The organism is Streptomyces albidus (ex Kaewkla and Franco 2022), from assembly GCF_013870515.1.
GTDB classification, from domain to species: domain Bacteria; phylum Actinomycetota; class Actinomycetes; order Streptomycetales; family Streptomycetaceae; genus Streptomyces; species Streptomyces albidus.
In genome coordinates this window covers 1-17,283 of record NZ_JACBXA010000122.1, presented here as the reverse complement: position 1 = coordinate 17,283, position 17,283 = coordinate 1, and the positions used below count along the sequence as shown (strand labels likewise).

Annotated in this window: 15 protein-coding genes and 1 pseudogene; 10 read left to right on the top strand and 6 right to left on the bottom strand. The window is 71.9% G+C overall.

What is annotated here, in order from left to right; all coding sequences use genetic code 11:
- The coding region (locus H5J26_RS18340) for an ROK family protein (protein ID WP_181766971.1) at positions 1–265 on the top strand (265 nt) is incomplete at its 5' end.
- 24 nt (positions 266–289) lie between these two features.
- On the opposite strand, the gene H5J26_RS18335 is transcribed toward H5J26_RS18340, so the two are convergent.
- Positions 290–1,180: a helix-turn-helix domain-containing protein gene (locus tag H5J26_RS18335; protein ID WP_181766970.1), complete on the bottom strand. Its 891-nt coding sequence runs from the start codon at positions 1,178–1,180 to the stop codon at positions 290–292.
- A gap of 77 nt (positions 1,181–1,257) precedes the next feature.
- Here H5J26_RS18335 and H5J26_RS18330 point away from each other — a divergent pair, with 77 nt between their 5' ends.
- The 3 genes from H5J26_RS18330 (at position 1,258) to H5J26_RS18320 (ending at position 5,716) form a co-directional block, all read left to right on the top strand.
- The gene (locus tag H5J26_RS18330; protein WP_181766969.1) at positions 1,258–1,836 is read left to right on the top strand and encodes a TIGR03086 family metal-binding protein; all 579 of its coding nucleotides are present in this window, start codon (positions 1,258–1,260) and stop codon (positions 1,834–1,836) included.
- 215 nt (positions 1,837–2,051) lie between these two features.
- Positions 2,052–4,475: a HelD family protein gene (locus H5J26_RS18325; RefSeq protein ID WP_210771480.1), complete on the top strand. Its 2,424-nt coding sequence runs from the start codon at positions 2,052–2,054 to the stop codon at positions 4,473–4,475.
- Positions 4,476–4,672: 197 nt separating this feature from the next.
- Complete coding sequence (locus H5J26_RS18320; RefSeq protein WP_181766967.1) at positions 4,673–5,716, top strand: NUDIX hydrolase; 1,044 nt, start codon at positions 4,673–4,675, stop codon at positions 5,714–5,716.
- A 42-nt stretch (positions 5,717–5,758) separates the two neighbouring features.
- On the opposite strand, the gene H5J26_RS18315 is transcribed toward H5J26_RS18320, so the two are convergent.
- Positions 5,759–7,156: a dipeptidase gene (locus H5J26_RS18315; RefSeq protein ID WP_181766966.1), complete on the bottom strand. Its 1,398-nt coding sequence runs from the start codon at positions 7,154–7,156 to the stop codon at positions 5,759–5,761.
- A 335-nt stretch (positions 7,157–7,491) separates the two neighbouring features.
- Here H5J26_RS18315 and H5J26_RS18310 point away from each other — a divergent pair, with 335 nt between their 5' ends.
- Positions 7,492–8,706, top strand: a complete 1,215-nt coding sequence (locus H5J26_RS18310) for a geranylgeranyl reductase family protein (protein WP_419183819.1) — start codon at positions 7,492–7,494, stop codon at positions 8,704–8,706.
- 42 nt (positions 8,707–8,748) lie between these two features.
- On the opposite strand, the gene H5J26_RS18305 is transcribed toward H5J26_RS18310, so the two are convergent.
- Complete coding sequence (locus H5J26_RS18305; protein ID WP_181766965.1) at positions 8,749–9,207, bottom strand: nitroreductase family deazaflavin-dependent oxidoreductase; 459 nt, start codon at positions 9,205–9,207, stop codon at positions 8,749–8,751.
- Positions 9,208–9,369: 162 nt separating this feature from the next.
- Between H5J26_RS18305 and H5J26_RS18300 the strand changes: the two genes are divergently transcribed.
- The 3 genes from H5J26_RS18300 (at position 9,370) to H5J26_RS18290 (ending at position 12,255) form a co-directional block, all read left to right on the top strand.
- The gene (locus tag H5J26_RS18300) at positions 9,370–10,116 is read left to right on the top strand and encodes a TetR/AcrR family transcriptional regulator (RefSeq protein WP_181766964.1); all 747 of its coding nucleotides are present in this window, start codon (positions 9,370–9,372) and stop codon (positions 10,114–10,116) included.
- 166 nt (positions 10,117–10,282) lie between these two features.
- On the top strand, positions 10,283–11,593 hold the full coding sequence (locus H5J26_RS18295) for a sensor histidine kinase (RefSeq protein WP_181766963.1): 1,311 nt from the start codon (positions 10,283–10,285) through the stop codon (positions 11,591–11,593).
- The gene (locus H5J26_RS18290) at positions 11,590–12,255 is read left to right on the top strand and encodes a response regulator (protein WP_181766962.1); all 666 of its coding nucleotides are present in this window, start codon (positions 11,590–11,592) and stop codon (positions 12,253–12,255) included. The genes H5J26_RS18295 and H5J26_RS18290 overlap by 4 nt, the downstream gene beginning before the upstream one ends.
- Positions 12,256–12,287: 32 nt before the next feature.
- On the opposite strand, the gene H5J26_RS18285 is transcribed toward H5J26_RS18290, so the two are convergent.
- Positions 12,288–12,575: a DUF6332 family protein gene (locus H5J26_RS18285; RefSeq protein ID WP_181766961.1), complete on the bottom strand. Its 288-nt coding sequence runs from the start codon at positions 12,573–12,575 to the stop codon at positions 12,288–12,290.
- A gap of 472 nt (positions 12,576–13,047) precedes the next feature.
- Here H5J26_RS18285 and bglX point away from each other — a divergent pair, with 472 nt between their 5' ends.
- Positions 13,048–15,171 (top strand): beta-glucosidase BglX, encoded by a 2,124-nt coding sequence (gene bglX / locus H5J26_RS18280; protein WP_181766972.1) that lies wholly within the window; start codon positions 13,048–13,050, stop codon positions 15,169–15,171.
- 42 nt (positions 15,172–15,213) lie between these two features.
- On the opposite strand, the gene H5J26_RS18275 is transcribed toward bglX, so the two are convergent.
- On the bottom strand, positions 15,214–15,678 hold the full coding sequence (locus H5J26_RS18275) for a DUF4442 domain-containing protein (protein WP_181766960.1): 465 nt from the start codon (positions 15,676–15,678) through the stop codon (positions 15,214–15,216).
- Between the two features lie 37 nt (positions 15,679–15,715).
- Positions 15,716–16,978, bottom strand: a complete 1,263-nt coding sequence (locus H5J26_RS18270) for an MFS transporter (protein ID WP_181766959.1) — start codon at positions 16,976–16,978, stop codon at positions 15,716–15,718.
- A 17-nt stretch (positions 16,979–16,995) separates the two neighbouring features.
- Between H5J26_RS18270 and H5J26_RS18265 the strand changes: the two are divergent.
- Positions 16,996–17,283, top strand: a pseudogene (locus H5J26_RS18265) (ROK family protein); the annotation flags it as partial.

Here is a 17,283-nt window from a genome sequence, read left to right as displayed (position 1 = left end):
CGCCGTGGGCTCGTTCGACTGTGCGGCCCGCGCGCTCGCGGCGGGGATCGCAGCCACGGCCACGCTCGTCGAGATCGAGATAGCCGTCGTCGGCGGGGGAGTGGCGAAGGCGGGGGAGGTCCTCTTCGCGCCGCTGCGGCGGGCGTTGAACGAGTACGCGACGCTGTCCTTCGTGCGGGGGCTCGAAGTCGTACCGGCTCAGATGGGCATGGACGCGGGGCTCATCGGTGCGGCAGCGGCCTGCTGGGACCTCGACCGTCCCTGAGGGTGACTTGCGCGCGCCCGTCGCTCACGCCCGGGCTCCTGCTGCCGCGCGGGCGTAGTCCGAGGGCGGGACGCCCACCGTTCCGGTGAAGTCCCGTACGAGATGGGCCTGATCGCTGTAGCCGAGCTCGGCCGCCAGCCGGGCCCAGTCGACGCCGGGATGCTCGGCCGCCGCCTCCAGGGCCTCGTGGATGCGGTAGCGGAGGATCACCCACTTCGGGCTCACGCCCACACAGGCGGCGAAGAGCCTCTGCAGGGCGCGCACCGACATCCCCTCGCGGCGGGCTAGTTGTTCCACGCGCCTGATCCCGCGGTCCGTACGCACCCGGTGCGCCAGCTCCATCGCGCGCTCGGCGGCGGGGTCCGGCGCCGGCCCCAGACCGAGGAGGAAGGTGTCCAGCGCGGCGACTCTCGCATCCTCCTCCGAGGGGGAGAGGACGGCGGCGGGCGTTCCGGCGGTGTCGGGGAAGATCTCGCTCAGCGGCAGCCGCCGCCCCGTCAGCTCGGCCACCGTCCCCGTGCCGCGGGCGGACAGGAAAGGGCGGAAGCCGCCGGGGCGGAACTGGACCCCGCACACACGGCCCCTGCCCTCCAGCGTGATGGAGAACAGCCCGAGCCCCACGCCGGCGACCTCCCCGTCGGGCGCCCCCTCTTCCTGGCGCTGGAAGACGATGTTCACCGAGGGGTGGGGCACCACCTGTGACACGTAGGGTTCGTCCAGATCCCAGTCGATCAGCCAGTAGTGCTCGACGTACGGGCGCAGGGCCTCGGCTGCCGGGCGGCGGCGGAAGCGGACACGTGAGAAGAGCTCCGCGGCATCGATGATGCCCCGGGTGTCACGCCGCGGGCCGTCCGAGCCGTACGGCTTGCCGGGATCCGGCGGCACGGGGCCGTGCTGAGGGTTCCCACCTGCCATGACGGCGATCCTATGCCGTGCCGGGGTGTCGTGTTTCTTCAAGCCGGGGCGCCCACGGCCGACCTAGCTTTGCGGACATGACGAACGAACTGGCTGAACTGCTCGACGGAGCCGCACGCAGATCCCACCCGGTCGTGCACGGGGTGGAGGACAGCATGCTCGGCCTCCCCACGCCGTGCGACGAATACGACGTACGCGACCTGCTCAACCACCTCTTCCACGTCGTGGTGAGCTTCCAGGCCCTCGCCGCGAAGGGGACCGCCGACTTCTCCACCACCCCCGACCGGCTCACCGGCGACGACTGGCGAGCGCGCTTCGAGAAGGAGACGGCCCTGCTGGTCCAGGCGTGGTCGGCGCCCGGGGCGCTGGAGGGCGTCTCCCAGGGGATGGGGATGCCGCAGACCACCGTGGGGGAGATGGTGCTGGGCGACCTGACGGTGCACTCCTGGGACCTCGCACGCGCCACAGGCCAGGACTTCGCTCCGTACGAGCCGAGCGTGCCCGTGCTGAAGGAGGGTCTGGGGGCCCTTGCGCCGACGGCGAGGAAGATGAACGTCTTCGGCGAGCCGTTCCCGGTGGCGGACTCGGCGACGCCCTTCGAGGAGATCCTCGCCCTCACCGGCCGTGACCCCGGCTGGCGCGCGTCCGGCAGGTGAACGCGGGGCACCGTCCGTCGCGTTGACGCCCCGGGGTGGCACGCGGGCTCCTCGGCGGAGCGTGCCACCGTTCAGGACGACTTTCTCGCACCGCTGTGACCTGCGGTGATGCGAGACGGCTGACGTGCCGCCGAAGAACAAGACTGTTTTTCAGGAATCTCCTCCCGCACTCTTGGCTGACCTCGCAACAGCAACAAGAGGGCAGGAAAGTGACGTTGCCTGACGAGAAGTCGCATACCCATCCGAATGAGACCGACCGCGAGCAGGAGTACGTCTCGAAGCTGTACGCCCGCCTCGACGCGCTGCGTGAGGAGACGGCGTCCGGTCTGGCCGCGGTGCAGAAGGAGAGCGGAGGCACGCCGCAGGCCCGCAGCGAGCGGGACGCCGCCTCCGCCCGCTTCTCCGAGCGGCTGTCCCGGCTGGAGGCGGCGGAGAGGGGGCTGTGCTTCGGCCGTCTCGACCTGCTGAGCGGCACGCGCCACCACGTCGGGCGCATCGGCCTGCCGGACGAGTCGGCGGAGGGGGACCCGCTGCTGATCGACTGGCGTGCTCCCGCCGCCCGGCCCTTCTACGTGGCCACGGCCGCAGCCCCCGAGGGGGTGCACCGCCGCCGCCACATCGTCACCCGGGGGCGGAGAGTCACCGGCGTGGACGACGAGGTGCTGGAGGGCGCCGCCGACCCGGGCGACGCCCTGGCAGGGCAGGCCGCGCTGCTCGCGGCGGTGGACGCCGCACGCACCGGACGGATGCACGACGTCGTCGCCACGCTCCAGGCCGAGCAGGACGCCGTCATCCGTGCGGATCACCGCGGCGTGCTGGTCGTCCAAGGCGGTCCGGGCACCGGCAAGACCGCGGTCGCCCTTCACCGCGCCGCCTTCCTGCTCTACGACCGGCCCCGCATCGCGGCCCAGGGTGTCCTTGTCGTGGGCCCCAGCAGCACCTTCCTCACCTACATCGGGCAGGTGCTGCCTGGACTCGGCGAAACCGGTGTGCTGCTGTCGACGGTCGGTGAACTCTTCCCCGGCGTCACAGCGGGCCGCACCGAATCGACGGCGGCAGCCGAGCTGAAGGGGCGCGCGGCGATGCAGAGCGTCCTGGAGGCGGCAGTACGAGAGCGGCAAGCGCCCCCGGGCTCCCGGCACTTCATCGAATTCGACGGGGAGATCCTCCACCTGGACGGTGAGTTGATCAGGTCCGCCTCGGAGCGTGCCCGGGCAGCCGGGCTTCCGCACAACAGGGCCCGGCGGGTCTTCGTCCGCGAGGTCACATGGTGCCTCGCGGAGCGGCTCGCGGAGCGGACCCGTCAGCTCGCCGCCGCTCTGGAAGCCGACGTCTCGGACGTGCTGGCCGAGGCGGACGTGGACAGGGCGGTCCGAGGTGACCTGGCAGGCCTTGAGGGCGTGATCGGGACGGCCGAACCGGCACGGGCCGGCGAGATCGTCGACGAGGAGGATGTGGCCGGTCTGCACCGGGAGTTGTGTGCGGACCCCGATCTGGCGTCCGCCCTCGACGAGCTGTGGCCCTCGCTCACACCGCAGCGGCTGCTGGAGGAGCTGTTCGCAGACCCTCGCCGTCTCGCCGCGGCGGCGCCCGACCTCAGTGAGGCCGAACGCGCCCTGCTCGTACGGGAACCCGGCGGCTGGAGTCCGGCCGATGTCCCGCTGCTCGACGAGGCCGCCGAACTGCTCGGGGCGGACGACCGGGCCGCACGGGCACACGAGGAGCGCGAACACGCCCGGCAGATCGCCTACGCCCAGGGCGTGCTGGACATCGACGCGGGCTCCGGCCGCTCCCTCCAGGGCGCCGAGGACGCCGGAGACGGCGACGAGGGAACGCTGACGGCTCGCGACCTGCTCGACGCCCGCCGGCTCGCCGAACGCCACCTGCCGCAGGACCACTCGACCCTTGCCGAGAAGGCCGCCGCCGACCGGACCCGGACCTTCGGTCATGTGATCGTGGACGAGGCGCAGGAACTGTCCCGGATGGCATGGCGGTTGGTGATGCGGCGCTGCCCGAGCCGCTCGATGACGCTGGTCGGAGACGTGGCGCAGACCGGGGACGCGGCGGGCACGTCATCCTGGGACCGGGTGCTCGGCCCCTTCGTCGAGGACAGGTGGCGGCTGGCGCGGCTCTCGGTCAACTACCGCACCCCGGCAGAGATCATGGACGCCGCGGCGGGTCTTCTCGCCCGCCTCGGCCCCGGTGCCGAGCAGCCGCGTTCCGTACGCAGGACGGGGGTACGGCCGTGGCGAAGGAGCACGACGGCGGAGGAGCTGCCCGGCGTGCTGGCCGGACTCGCCGCAAGAGGCGCGGCGGAAGCGGCCGGCGGACGGCTGGCGGTGATCGCCCCGAAGGCAGAGCTCGCCGAGCTGGCGCGTGCCGTCGCCTCACGGTGCCCCGGAGCCTCTTCCGGCGCCGACCCCGACCTGACGGCGGACGTGGTGGTGCTGGAGGTCCGGCAGGCGAAGGGGCTGGAGTTCGACTCCGTGCTCATCGCGGACCCGGCGGGGATCCTGGCCGGCTCCCCCCGGGGACGGAACGACCTCTACGTGGCGATGACGCGAGCGACGCAGCGGCTCGGCATCCTGCACGTGGGGGAGCCGCCGGAGGAACTCGCCACGTCGGTCCGCGAGTTGTAGCGCGGTGAGTCGACGGGCTTCCCGGTGCTGCCCGGCGCGGGGGTGATGTCACCGCGGAGTCACCGCTCGCCGGGCGGCACCGTGTGGAATCTGCCGTGTGCGCCAGGGTTTTGCGACGGCGCCGCCCCCGCGCGTTTCCGTGGCAGGGTTGAGCGGGCAGCGTGAAACGGGGAGAAACGGCAGAGGGGGAACCGACCGTGATCGTGTGGCTCAACGGCGCCTTCGGCGCGGGTAAGACCACCGCGGCGCGCGAACTGAAAGACCTGCTTCCGGGCAGCACACTCTGCGACCCGGAACTGATCGGCACCGGGCTGAGACACATGCTCCCCAAGGAGCGCCTCGCCGAGGTCGACGACTACCAGGAACTGCCCTCCTGGCGGCGGCTGGTCGCCGACACCGCGGCGGCGTTGCTGACCGAGGTGCCCGGACCGCTGATCATTCCGATGACGCTTCTGCGGCAGGAGTACCGCGACGAGATATTCGGCGCGCTCGCAGCCCGCCGGATACCCGTTCACCATGTGCTGCTCCACATGGATGAAACGATCCTTCGCGCTCGTATCGATCAACGGGCCCAGACGGAGGGGGAGTCGGACCGCAACTGGTGCCGCGGGCAGCTTCCCGCGTACACCGCCGCCCTCGGCTGGCTCACCGAGGACGCGCACACCGTCGAGACCTCGGGTCTGACCCCCCGGCAGACCGCGGAATGCGTCGCAGGCGCGCTGCGCGAGGGCGCCGGGAGCCTGGACATCGTGCAGACGCCCGAACCCACCGCCGAGACCGTCGCCGCCGGTGTGCTGCTCTTCGACGAAGAGGGCCGCGTCCTGCTGGTCGATCCGACGTACAAGCCTGGGTGGGAATTCCCGGGCGGTGTCGTCGAGCGAGGCGAAGCACCCGCGCGTGCCGGAGTCCGCGAGGTGGCCGAGGAGTTGGGGCTGGAGCTCAAGCGCGAACCCCGGCTGCTGGTCACCGACTGGGAACCGCCTCGGCCACCGGCGTACGGCGGCCTGCGCTTCCTCTTCGACGGCGGGCGCCTGACGGAGAAGGAGGCAGGCCGACTGCTCCTGCCCGGTGAGGAGTTGCGCGGCTGGCGCTTCGTGACCGAGGAGGAGGCGGCCGAACTGCTCCCGCCCATACGCTTCGACAGGCTCAGGGGAGCGCTGCGTGCCCGCGAGAGAGGCCACGCCCTCTACCTGGAGGCCGGCGTCCCGGTCGGTGCCTCTGAGGGGCACGCGACCGGGTAGCCCGCGGAAGCGGGTACCCGGCCGGGCACGTGGCGGTGAAGGTCAGGCGCGTCGTGCGTACCGCTGGAGGAAGAGCGCCTCGGCGACCGACAGCCGCTCCAACTCCTCAGGCGAGACGCTCTCGTTGACCGCGTGGATCTGCGCCTCCGGCTCGCTCAGCCCGATCAGCAGGATCTCCGCCTGCGGGTAGAGCGAGGCGAGGGTGTCGCACAGGGGGATCGAGCCGCCCTGTCCGGCGATCTGCATCTCCTCGCCGTCGTAGGCGATGCGCAGCGCGTCGGCCATCGCCTTGTACGCCGGGCTGCCGGTGTCCGCACGGAACGGCTGGCCCTGGCCCACCACCTCGACGGAGATGCGCGCGCCCCACGGCACGTGCGACTCCAGGTGAGAGATGAGCAGTTCGGTTGCCTTCTCCGTGTCCGCACCGGGCGGCACGCGCAGGCTCACCGCGGCCCGCGCACTCGCCTGCACGGACGCGGTGGCGCCGACGACCGGAGGGCAGTCGATGCCCAGCACGGTGACGGACGGGCGCGCCCAGATGCTCTCGGCCACGCTCGCGGAACCGGTCAGGGCGACCCCGTCGAGCACTCGCGCGTCCCTGCGGAAGTCCGCTTCGGGGTACTCCAGCCCGTCCCAGCCCGCTCCAGGCTCCATCCCGTCGATGACCGTGCTGCCGTCCGGGGCGCGCACCGAGTCGAGGGTACGGATGAGCGCTGCCAGGGCGTCCGGCGCGGCACCCCCGAACTGGCCGGAGTGCAGGTTTCCCTCCAGGGTCTCCACCCGCACCTGGAGGGCGGCCATGCCGCGCAGCGTGGCGGTGACGGTGGGCAGACCCGCGCGGAAGTTGCCCGTGTCGCCGATGACGATGGTGTCCGCCGTCAGCAGCTGCGGGTGTGCCTCCGCGTACCGCTGGAGGCCTCCCGTGCCCTGCTCCTCGGAGCCCTCTGCGATGAACTTGACGGTCACCGGCACACCGCCCCCGGCGCGGAGCGCGCGCAGCGCCAGCAGGTGCATGATGATGCCGCCCTTGCAGTCCGCGGCGCCGCGCCCGTACCAGCGTCCCTCGCGCTCCGTCAGCGTGAACGGCGGTGTGTGCCAGGCGTCTTCGTCCAGCGGCGGCTGCACGTCGTAGTGCGCGTAGAGCAGTACGGTCGGGGCGCCCTCCGGGCCGGGCAGCAGACCGTAGACGGACTGGGTGCCGTCCGGCGTGTCGAGGACCGCGACGTCCTGGAAGCCCTCGGAGCGCAGTGCCCCCGCGACCCACTTCGCCGCGGCCTCACACTCGCTCACGGGGAACTGCGCGGGGTCGGCCACCGACCGGAAGGCCACGAGTTCGGCCAGTTCGGCGCGGGCCTGAGGCATGAGTCCGGAGACGGTGGCGGCGATCTCGCCGTCGCCGCTTGCCTGTTCGCCTGAACCGGCGGCAGGGCTGGGTGTCATGGGGGAACGCTCCTTGTGGGCGCGACGTTGGGCACCTGTGTGCGCGGACTGTGTGTAGAACATGCGCACGAAGATCCCGTCGATCCTCCCACAGCAGGGTCCGTCGGCCCCGAGCCGTAGGATGCGACGGGCCACAGCGGATCCGAGGTCGAGCGGAGCGGAAGCACATCGTGAGCAGCGAGAACGCAGCCGGGGCAGAGGACCGGGGCGGCGACGGCAGCGCGGACGAGGCCGTCGGCGGGGGACGCGAGGAGCACCCAGGGCACGGCCGGGGCGCGGAAGGCGCAGCGCGGGAAGGCCATGTCGAGCAGCCTGCTGAGGGCCCTGACGGCGCCCTGGACGATGAGCTGTCGGCGGACGAGGAGCCGGAGAAGACCGTCTGGGACGTCGTCGTGGTCGGTGCCGGCCCGGCGGGTGCGTCAGCCGCCTATGCGGCAGCCGTCGCCGGGCGGCGAGTGCTGCTGCTGGAGAAGGCCGAACTGCCCCGTTACAAGACCTGCGGCGGCGGCATCATCGGGCCCTCCCGTGACGCCCTGCCACCCGGGTTCGACCTGCCTCTGCGCGAACGCGTGCACGCCGTGACGTTCTCCTTGAACGGCAAGCTGAGCCGCACCCGCCGCTCCCGGCACATGCTCTTCGGGCTGGTCAACCGGTCCGACCTGGACCACTCGCTGGTGGAGCACGCGGTGAAGGCCGGTGCCGATGTGCGCACGGGCGTCACCGTCACCCGCGTGGAACAGCACGGCGCCGACGTGCCCGACCGCCGGACCGTCGCCGTCGTGCTCGCCGGGGACGAGGCGCCCGTACTGGCCCGTGCGGTCGTCGGCGCGGACGGCAGCGCCAGCCGGATCGGCGCGCACGTGGGCGTGAAGATGGACCAGGTAGACCTCGGCCTGGAGGTGGAGATCCCGGTGCCCGACAGCGTCGCCGAGGACTGGGCGGGCAGGGCGCTGGTCGACTGGGGCCCGCTGCCCGGCAGTTACGGCTGGGTCTTTCCCAAGGGCGACACGCTCACCGTCGGAGTGATCTCGGCACGGGGCGAAGGTGCCGCGACCAAGCGCTACTTGGAGGACTTCATCGGCCGGCTCGGGCTGGCCGGCTTCGAACCGAGCGTGTCCTCGGGCCACTTGACGCGATGCCGCTCCGAGGACTCCCCGCTCTCCCGGGGCAGGGTCCTGGTGTGCGGCGACGCCGCCGGCCTGCTGGAGCCGTGGACCCGGGAGGGCATCTCCTTCGCCCTGCGTTCCGGACGGCTGGCGGGGGAGTGGGCCGTGCGCATCGCCGAGTCGCACGACGCGGTGGACGCGCGCAGGCAGGCCCTGAACTACGCGTTCGCCGTCAAGGCGGGGCTGGGCGTGGAGATGGGGATCGGGCGGCGGATGCTCAACGTCTTCTCGCGCCGCCCCGGCATGCTGCACGCCGCGCTCACCGGATTCCGCCCTGCCTGGAACGTCTTCGCACGCTTCACCCGGGGCGCGACTTCCCTGCCCGAGGTCGTACGCACCTATCCGGTGGCCCGCCGCGCGCTGGACGCACTGGACCCGCAGTGACCGTGCGGCGCTCCAGGGGCGGCGGTCCGGTGCCCGGCATGCCTACCGCGTGCTGTCCTCGGTGATCCGGAAGACCGGGTACTTCGGGGCGGCGGCGAGCAGCTCCGCGTCCGTCGACTTCTCGCTGAGGCCCTTGAAGAACGCGCCGATCTCCCAGCCCCACTTCTTGATGTAGACGCGCAGCACCTCGGGCTTCTCCGCGTCGGACAGTTCGATCGCGGTGAAGCGCTCGACGTGCTTGCCCTTGTGCAGTTCGCCGCCGCCGGCGGCACGCATGTTGTGCGTCCACTGGACGTGGCCCCGCGGCGCGACCAGGTAGCGCTCCCCGCCGTGCGGCAGCGGGTTGACCGGCGTACGGCGCCACTCGCCGCTCTTGCGGCCGCGGACGGCGAGCACCCGCGAGCCGGCCAGGCTGACGTTGCGCCGGGCGAGCCAGGCGACGGTGGGATTGAGGACGTTGCGGGTGAACCAGTCCGGCTTGACGAAATGGGCCGTGGTCATCGTGGTGCTCCTTCGTGGGCGTGCGTCTGAGCTGGGGCGAGCGGCAGTACGTTTCGAGAGCAGTGCTCTCACTTAAGAGCAGTGTTGCACGCTCTGTGCTCCGTTTCAAGAGCAGTGCTCTCGTTCTTGGTCAGTGCTCCGAAAGCTGGCACACTGAAGAACATGACCAAGATCCGAGGCGCCAGGGAAAGGGCTCGCGGTGAGATCACCACGGCCATCAAGGACGAGGCCCGCAGGCAGCTCGCCGCGGAGGGCGCGGCCAAGCTCTCCCTCCGAGCGGTGGCCCGCGAGCTGGGCATGGTCTCCTCGGCCCTCTACCGCTACTTCCCCGGTCGCGACGACCTGCTCACGGCACTGATCACCGACTCCTACGACGCGCTGGGGGGCGTCGCCGAAGCCGCGCTGGAGGCGTCCGCCGCACAGGGGGACTCCCATCTCGCCCGCTGGCAGTCCGTCTGCCGCGCCGTACGGGAGTGGGCCCTGGCCCACCCGCACGAGTACGCCCTGATCTACGGCTCCCCGGTCCCCGGCTACGCGGCGCCCGACTCCACCACAGGCCCCGCAGCCCGCGCCGCCCTCGTTCTGATCACCATCGCCGCCGACGCCCATGCCGCGGGAGCGCTGCGCGTACCCGGCACCGCCGAGGCCGCGACGGGGCCCGCGCACGCCGGAACTCCGCACGTCCCCGCTGCGCCGACGTCCGTGCTCCAGGACGCACGCGAACTGACGGAGCGCCTCGACGTCGACCTTCCCGCGCCCGTCATGGCCGAAATGGCCGCCGCCTGGGCCCAGTTGTTCGGGTTGCTGAGCTTCGAGCTGTTCGGGCAGTTCGAGCGCGTCATCGAGGCGCGTGACGACCTCTTCGACCACGCAGCCGTGAGTCTCGCCAGAGGAGTGGGCCTCGCCTGACCCTCGCCTCCCGGCGGTCCCCGCCCAACGTGCCCCCGAGGGCGGCCGGCCGCCCGTGACGTGCGCCTGGCGCGCCGGGACACCCTCGGCTACTCCCGGGGGAGTAGCCGCGATGACCGCCCTCGGCTGACTACGCGGCGGACCAGGCGCGGCTAGCGTTACGAGCATGAACCGCCCCCACTGGCTCCGCAGTCGCTCCGGCCCTTGCCGGACGGCGCGCGGGCCGCATCGCCGGCGCCCCGGCGGCCCCCCGTGGCCCGGCCCGGGCGGCCCGCCCTGGAGGCGCTGGCTCGAGGAGTCGCCCGGCTCCCAGCCGCTGCCGTGGCTGACCTCGTTCGCGGTGCTCGTCGTCCAGCAGGTGGGGTCGCAGGCCGCCGAGGCCAACCAGCAGGGAGTGCGGCTTCCGCTGGACGTCTATGCCCGACTGCTGCTCGCCGTCGGGCCGTTGCTGCTGGTGCTGCGCCACCGCCGCCCGCGTACGGCCGCCTTCGGCACGGCTGCCGCCGCCCTGGTCTACATCGGCGCCGGATACCCCTACGGCCCCGTCTTCGTCAGCGTGGCCGTCGCCTGCTTCGCAGCCGTCGTCGCAGGCCACCGCTACGCCGCGTGGGGCGCTCTGGGGCTGCTCTGGGCGGGCCATCTGATCATCGGCCACGTGCTGTACCGGTGGCTGCCGCCCGTCGGCGACGCCCCACCGGGCTGGGGTTCGGAACTCCTCGTGGCGGCCTGGGTGGCCGCGATCCTCGCCGCCGCCGAACTGGCCCGCACCCGCCGTCAGGAGTGGGCGCGCCGCCAGGCCGAGGAGGAGGAGGCCGAACGGCGCCGCGTCGACGAGGAGCGGCTGCGCATCGCCCGCGAACTGCACGACGTACTCGCGCACAGCATCTCGGTCATCAACGTCCAGGCAGGCGTCGGCCTCGCGTTGCTCGACTCCGACCCGGAGCAGGCCCGCACGGCGCTCACGACGATCAAGGGCGCGAGCAAGGAGGCGCTGGGCGAGGTCCGTCAGGTCCTGGACACCCTGCGGGCCCCGGGTGCGGCGCCGCGCGCACCCGCGCCCGGCCTCGACCGCCTGCCGGAGCTGACCGCGCAGGCCGCCGACGCGGGTCTGGAGGTGGCCACGGACACCGAGGGCGCCGCCGTGACGCTGCCTCCGGGAGCCGACCTCGCCGCCTTCCGCATCATCCAGGAGGCCCTGACCAACGTCGTGCGGCACTCGCGGTCCCGTACCGCCCGCGTCCGACTGCACCACGGGGCGGGCGAGTTCAGCATCCAGGTCGACGACGAGGGTCCTGCCGCCGAAGGCGGCACGAGCGGCGGCGGCAACGGCCTCGTCGGCATGCGCGAGCGGGCGGCGGCACTCGGCGGCAGTGCCGAGGCGGGACCGCGTGACGACGGAGGTTTCCGTGTCACCGTCCGCTTCCCCGCGGACTCCGGCGGTACGGTGACGGCGCCGCCCGCGAAGGAGACACCGTGATCCGCGTACTGCTCGCCGACGACCAGTCGCTGGTACGTGCGGGATTCCGCGCGCTGCTCGACGCCCAGCCCGGCATCGAGGTCGCCGGGGAGGCCGCCGACGGGGAGGCCACCTTGGACCTGGTGCGCCAACTGCGCCCGGATCTCGTGCTGATGGACATCCGGATGCCTCTGCTCGACGGGCTGGCCGCCACCCGGAGGATCACTGAGGACCCGGACCTGGCCGAGGTGAAGGTGGTCATGCTGACCACCTTCGAACTGGACGAGTACGTCTTCGAGGCGATCCGCTCCGGCGCATCCGGTTTCCTCGTCAAGGACACCGAACCGGAGGAGCTCGTACGGGCGGCGCGTGCCGTCGTCGACGGTGACGCGCTGCTCTCCCCGGGCGTCACGCGGCGGCTGATCGCGGAGTTCGCGGCGCGCTCGAAGGAGCCGGCCGCCGCCGAGAGCCTCGCCCGGCTCACCGAGCGCGAGCGTGAGGTGATGGCGCTCGTCGGGATCGGCCTGTCGAACGAGGAGATCGCGAACCGTCTCGTGGTCTCACCGCTGACGGCGAAGACCCACGTCAGCCGGGCCATGGTCAAGCTCGGAGTGCGGGACCGCGCCCAACTCGTCGTCCTGGCCTACGAGTCCGGGCTCGTACGCCCCGGCTGGCTCGGCTGACGCCGCGGGTGCCGCAGGCGACGCGGCCGCTGCTACGGGCCGTACCGCTCGTCCGGGCCGTACGCCTCCGGTGACTCGGCGGGCTCCGGATGAGACTCGGCCGCAGGCAGCAGTACTTGCAGCACGCGGGCGATGAAGACCGTGACCGCGGACACCTTGGCGAGCATGCCCGCGACGGGCTGGTCGTGCACCCCCGCCGCGAACAGGCAGGCTGTGACCGCCAGATAGGCCGCTGCCGCGAACACCGCGGCCGTCAGCAGCGCGAACCCGATCTCCACGGTCATCGCGTCCCGGTCGGCCTGCGAGCGTGACTGATTCAACGCGCTTCCCCCTTCTTCCCCCGGGTGCCCGCGTGGTCCCCTTGCCGGGCACTCCCTCGAAGTGCCTTCCCGGCCGGCCCCGCATCACACCTGAGAGGGCCGTTGACTTCGGTGTATGAACTCATGGGCGCGCTCCCACGCAATTGAAGCGCTTGCCCTATTCATCTCTTGACCACTTCTGTCGTCCCGGGATTGACTGCCATGCGACAAGACGCCGGTGCATCGGACGTCAAGACTCCGAAGGAGACCCCGAGTGGCCGAAAACGTCAGCCGTCGCAGCGTGTTCAGGGCGTCCGCGGGAGCCGCCGTCTTTGCCTCCTCGGCCTCCGTGTCCCCGCTCCCGGCCACTCCCGCTGCTGCGGCAGAGGCCGCGCCGGGCGCTGCGGTCCCTGCCGCACGACGGGCTGTCTCCGCCGCACGGGCGCCTCTTGACGCCAAGACTGAGCTTCGCGTGCAGAAACTGCTGTCCCGCATGACCGTCGAGGAGAAGTTCGGGCAGCTCCAGCAGCTGACGTGGAACCCCGACACCGGCCCGGGCGAGGCCCAGAACGAGGCAGCGCGGGACGCCGCGTCCGAAGGCCGGCTCGGCTCGGTCCTCAACATCACCGGTGCCCAGGAGTGCAACGAACTACAGCGCTTCGCCGTCGAGGAGTCCCGGCTCGGCATTCCGCTGGTCTTCGGGCTCGACGTCATCCACGGATTTCTCACCACCTTCCCCGTGCCGCTCGCACAGGGCGCCAGCTTCGACCCCGGCGTCGTGGTGAAGGACGCCGAGGTGAGCGCACGAGAGGCCGCCTCGTGGGGCGTGCACTGGACCTTCGCGCCGATGGCCGACGTCAGCCGCGAGCCGCGGTGGGGCCGGGTCGCCGAAGGCAGCGGTGAAGACCCGTACCTCACCGCGGAGTTGACGGCCGCCAAGGTACGCGGCTACCAGGGCGAGGACTACGGTGCCGACGGCAGGCTCGCCGCCTGCGCCAAGCACTTCGTCGGCTACGGCTTCCCCGAGGGAGGCCGTGACTACAACACCGTGGACATCTCCGAGCGCCGGCTCCGCGATGTGGCCCTGCCCCCGTTCAAGGCCGCCGTGGACGCCGGGGTGGCCACGGTGATGGCCGCCTTCAACACCGTCAACGGTGTCCCGGCGCACGCCAATCGGCACACCCTCACCGGAATCCTGCACGACGAGCTGGACTTCGACGGCTTCGTGGTCGGCGACTACAACGGCGTGCAGGAGCTGATTCCGCACGGCGTCGCCGCCGGCGAAGCCGACGCGGCCCGCCTCGCGCTGGGCGCCGGCGTCGACATGGAGATGGTCAGCACCACCTACGCCGATCACGGCAAGGAGCTCCTGGAGTCCGGCGAGATCGATCTGGCACGCCTGGACGACGCCGTCACGCGCATCCTGCGCATCAAGGTGCGTCTCGGCCTCTTCGAGAAGCCCTACACCGACGAGGACGGGCAGATCGACGAGCCCAGCGCGGCGGCACGGCGTGACGCACGCCAGACGGCCGCCGCCTGCGCGGTGCTGCTGAAGAACGAGGAGCGCACGCTGCCCTTCGAGAAGGGCGTCTCCTCGCTTGCCGTCGTGGGACCGCTCGGCGACGACACCCAGGAACTGCACGGCACTTGGGCAGGACCGGGCGCGCGGAAGTTCCCGGCCGTCTCGGTCCTCGAAGGCATCAGGAAGGCCGCTCCGGATGCGAAGGTGACCTTCGCCCGTGGCTGTGGGATCACCGGGGACGACACCGACGGCTTCGAGAAGGCCGTCGCAGCCGTACGGGCGTCCGACGCCGCGGTGGTCGTCGTGGGCGAGAAGGCGAGTCACAGCGGTGAGGCCGCAGTTCGAAGCGACATCACCCTCCCCGGCGTGCAGACCGAACTCGTCCGCCGGATCGCCGCGACCGGGAAGCCGTTCGTGGTCGTGGTGCTCGCCGGGCGCCCGCTGGTGCTCTCCGGCATCGTCGAGCATTCGCCCGCGATCCTCAACGCCTGGCACCCCGGTCTGGAGGGCGGCAACGCCGTCGCGGACGTGCTGTTCGGCAAGGTCAATCCGGGCGCGAAGCTGCCGGCCACCTTCCCGCGTGCGGTCGGCCAGATCGCCGAGTACTACGCGCACGAGAACACCGGCAGGCCCTACGACCCGGACAACAGCTACACCTCCAAGTACCTGGACCTGCCGCACGGGCCGCTCTTCCCCTTCGGGCACGGCCTGAGCTACACCACCTTCGGCTACTCCGAACTCGCCCTCGGCGAGGAGAGCTTGAGCGCCCGGGCGGTGCGCGAGGGCGACGCGACGGTGACGGTGACGGTCAAGGTGAAGAACACGGGCAGCCGCGCGGGGGACGAGGTCGTGCAGCTCTACATCCGTGACAAGGTCGCCAGCCTCGCCCAGCCCGTGCGCAGGTTGCGGGGCTTCGAGAGGATCACCCTCGAGGCGGGCGAGCAGCGGACGGTCGCCTTCGAACTGGGCGCGGACGACCTCGGCTTCCACACCAACGATCCCAAGGGTGAACTCCTCGTGGAACCGGGGGAGTTCGAGATCTACGCGGGAGGCAGCTCAGAGGCCGGGCTGAACAGGACGCTCACCCTCATCTGAGCCGGAGCGGCCGGCCGCCCCCGGCTTACGGGGTGCGGCCGGTCAACGGCCGCGCTTGCGGCGCACGTAGAGCTGTTTGCGTACGCGTGCGACGACGCTGCCGTCGGCCGCGGTGACGGTGGACTCGAACCAGGGCAGGGCCTTGGACCCGTCCGCCGTGGCCGCCCGGATCTCCTCGACCTGGTCCTCCGCGATCGTGAACTCGGTGTGGACGACGCCGCGGCCGGGGGAGACGAATTCGATCTCGCCGGTCTTGTCCCAGACCAGGTAGTCCCCGCCGAGCCGGTTGACGAGGAGGAGCACCCAGAAGGGGTCGCTCATCGAGTAGAGCGAACCGCCGAAGTGGGTGCCGAAGTAGTTGCGGTTGAGCCGTCCGAGCCGCAGCCGGACGCGAGCGCTGCTCCAGTCGTCCGCGATGTGCACGACCTTGATGCCCGCACAGCGGTACGGCGGCCACCAGGCCAGGGCGCGGCGCAGACCGCGGGGTGTGGCGAGCAGGTTGGACATGCGGGCGAAACTACCACCTGCGATACCCACGGGTAACTCAGTGCGCGCCCGTATCGCGTACGACCCGCGCGACCGCGGCGGCGACCGCCGCGAGCAGCGCGACCGTGGTCAGCGCCGCCGTCAGCGAGAACCATTCCGCGAGGAACCCGATCGCGACCGGGCCCAGCAGCATGCCGCCGTAGCCGAGGGTGGAGGCGGCGGCCACGCCGCTGGGGCCCGCCAGGACACCGGCCCGCGCGATGGCGATGGGGAAGAGGTTGGCCAGGCCCAGTCCGGTGATCACGAACCCGGTGAGGACGAGCCACACCGTCGGCGCCAGCGCCCCCAGCAGCATGCCCGCACAGGCGGTCAGTCCGCCGGCGACCAGCGCGCGGCTCTGACCGAGCCGCTCCAGCATCGCCGTACCGGACAGGCGGCCCGCCGTCATGGCGAGCGCGAAGACGGAGTACCCGGCGGCGGCGAGCGCCGGGCCCGCACCGAGGTCGTCGGCGAGATGCAGGGCGCTCCAGTCGGCGAGCGCCCCCTCGCCGTAGGCGGTGCACATCGCGATCAGCCCCAGCACGAGGACCGGCCGTCGCGCCCGGCCCGTCAACGTGCGGGCCTGCGGGGGCTGTTCGGCGTGTGGGTCCGCCGTGTCCGCCGCCGGTACGGGTAGCGGTGCCCGGTGCTTCAGAAGTGTGCGCCCTGCGACGGCCGTGACGCAGAGGCCGGCCACGGTGAGCAGCAGCAGATGACGGGTGGGCGTCAACTGCCCTGCCAGCAGGCCGCCGAGGGCGGCGCCGGACATGCCGCCCAGGCTGAACGCGGCATGGAAGGACGGCATCACGGGGCGGCGAAGCGCGGCGATCAGGTCGACGGCGGCGGCGTTCATGGCCACGTTCACTCCGCCATAGGCTGCGCCGAAGACGAGCAGCACGAGACCGAGGGAGACGGCGGAGTGGGTCAGCGGCGGCAGCGCGACGCTGACGGACAGCAGTCCGGCCGAGGCGACGGTCACGACGTGATTACCGAAGCGGTGGCACAGTCGTCCGGTGAGCATCATGGTGATCACGCCGCCCGCGGACACGCCGAGCAGAGCGAGCCCCAGCGCGCTGGGTGAGGCTCCGGTCTGCTCCTTGATCGCAGGGATGCGCACCACCCAGCCGGCGAAGAGGAAGCCGTCCAGGGCGAAGAATGCGGTGATCGCGCTACGGAGGAGACGCTGGACCGGATCCGAGGGGGCAGTCGTGGAGCGACTGGAGTGACTGCCGCGCCCCATTGCACCGGCAAGCGCCGACCGTATTTTGTTCAGTGTCGGCACAAAGCGAGAATAGAGGGGTGACCCCCACGCGTACAAGCAAATTGGAGAGAGGCCGCAGCGCCCTCGGTCCGGCACTGGAACTCGTCCACACCGGCAGGGCGCCCACGCGCGCGCTGCTCACAGCCGAACTCGGCGTGACGCGGGCGACCGCCGGAGCAGTCGCCGCCGAACTGGAGACGCTCGGACTGATCACCGTCGACTCCCGCCCCGGAGCGGCCTCAGGGACGCAGGGCCGCCCCTCCCACCGCCTCGCCGTCAATCCCCACGGACCGGTCGTGCTCGCCGCTCAGGTGCACGCCGACGGC

Coding starts and splice junctions, on each gene's coding strand:
- H5J26_RS18335 (WP_181766970.1), bottom strand. CDS start 1,180: ATGGCAGGTGGGAACCCTCAGCACGGCCCCGTGCCGCCGGATCCCGGC.
- H5J26_RS18330 (WP_181766969.1), top strand. CDS start 1,258: ATGACGAACGAACTGGCTGAACTGCTCGACGGAGCCGCACGCAGATCC.
- H5J26_RS18315 (WP_181766966.1), bottom strand. CDS start 7,156: ATGACACCCAGCCCTGCCGCCGGTTCAGGCGAACAGGCAAGCGGCGAC.
- H5J26_RS18305 (WP_181766965.1), bottom strand. CDS start 9,207: ATGACCACGGCCCATTTCGTCAAGCCGGACTGGTTCACCCGCAACGTC.
- H5J26_RS18300 (WP_181766964.1), top strand. CDS start 9,370: ATGACCAAGATCCGAGGCGCCAGGGAAAGGGCTCGCGGTGAGATCACC.
- H5J26_RS18295 (WP_181766963.1), top strand. CDS start 10,283: ATGAACCGCCCCCACTGGCTCCGCAGTCGCTCCGGCCCTTGCCGGACG.
- bglX (WP_181766972.1), top strand. CDS start 13,048: ATGACCGTCGAGGAGAAGTTCGGGCAGCTCCAGCAGCTGACGTGGAAC.
- H5J26_RS18275 (WP_181766960.1), bottom strand. CDS start 15,678: ATGTCCAACCTGCTCGCCACACCCCGCGGTCTGCGCCGCGCCCTGGCC.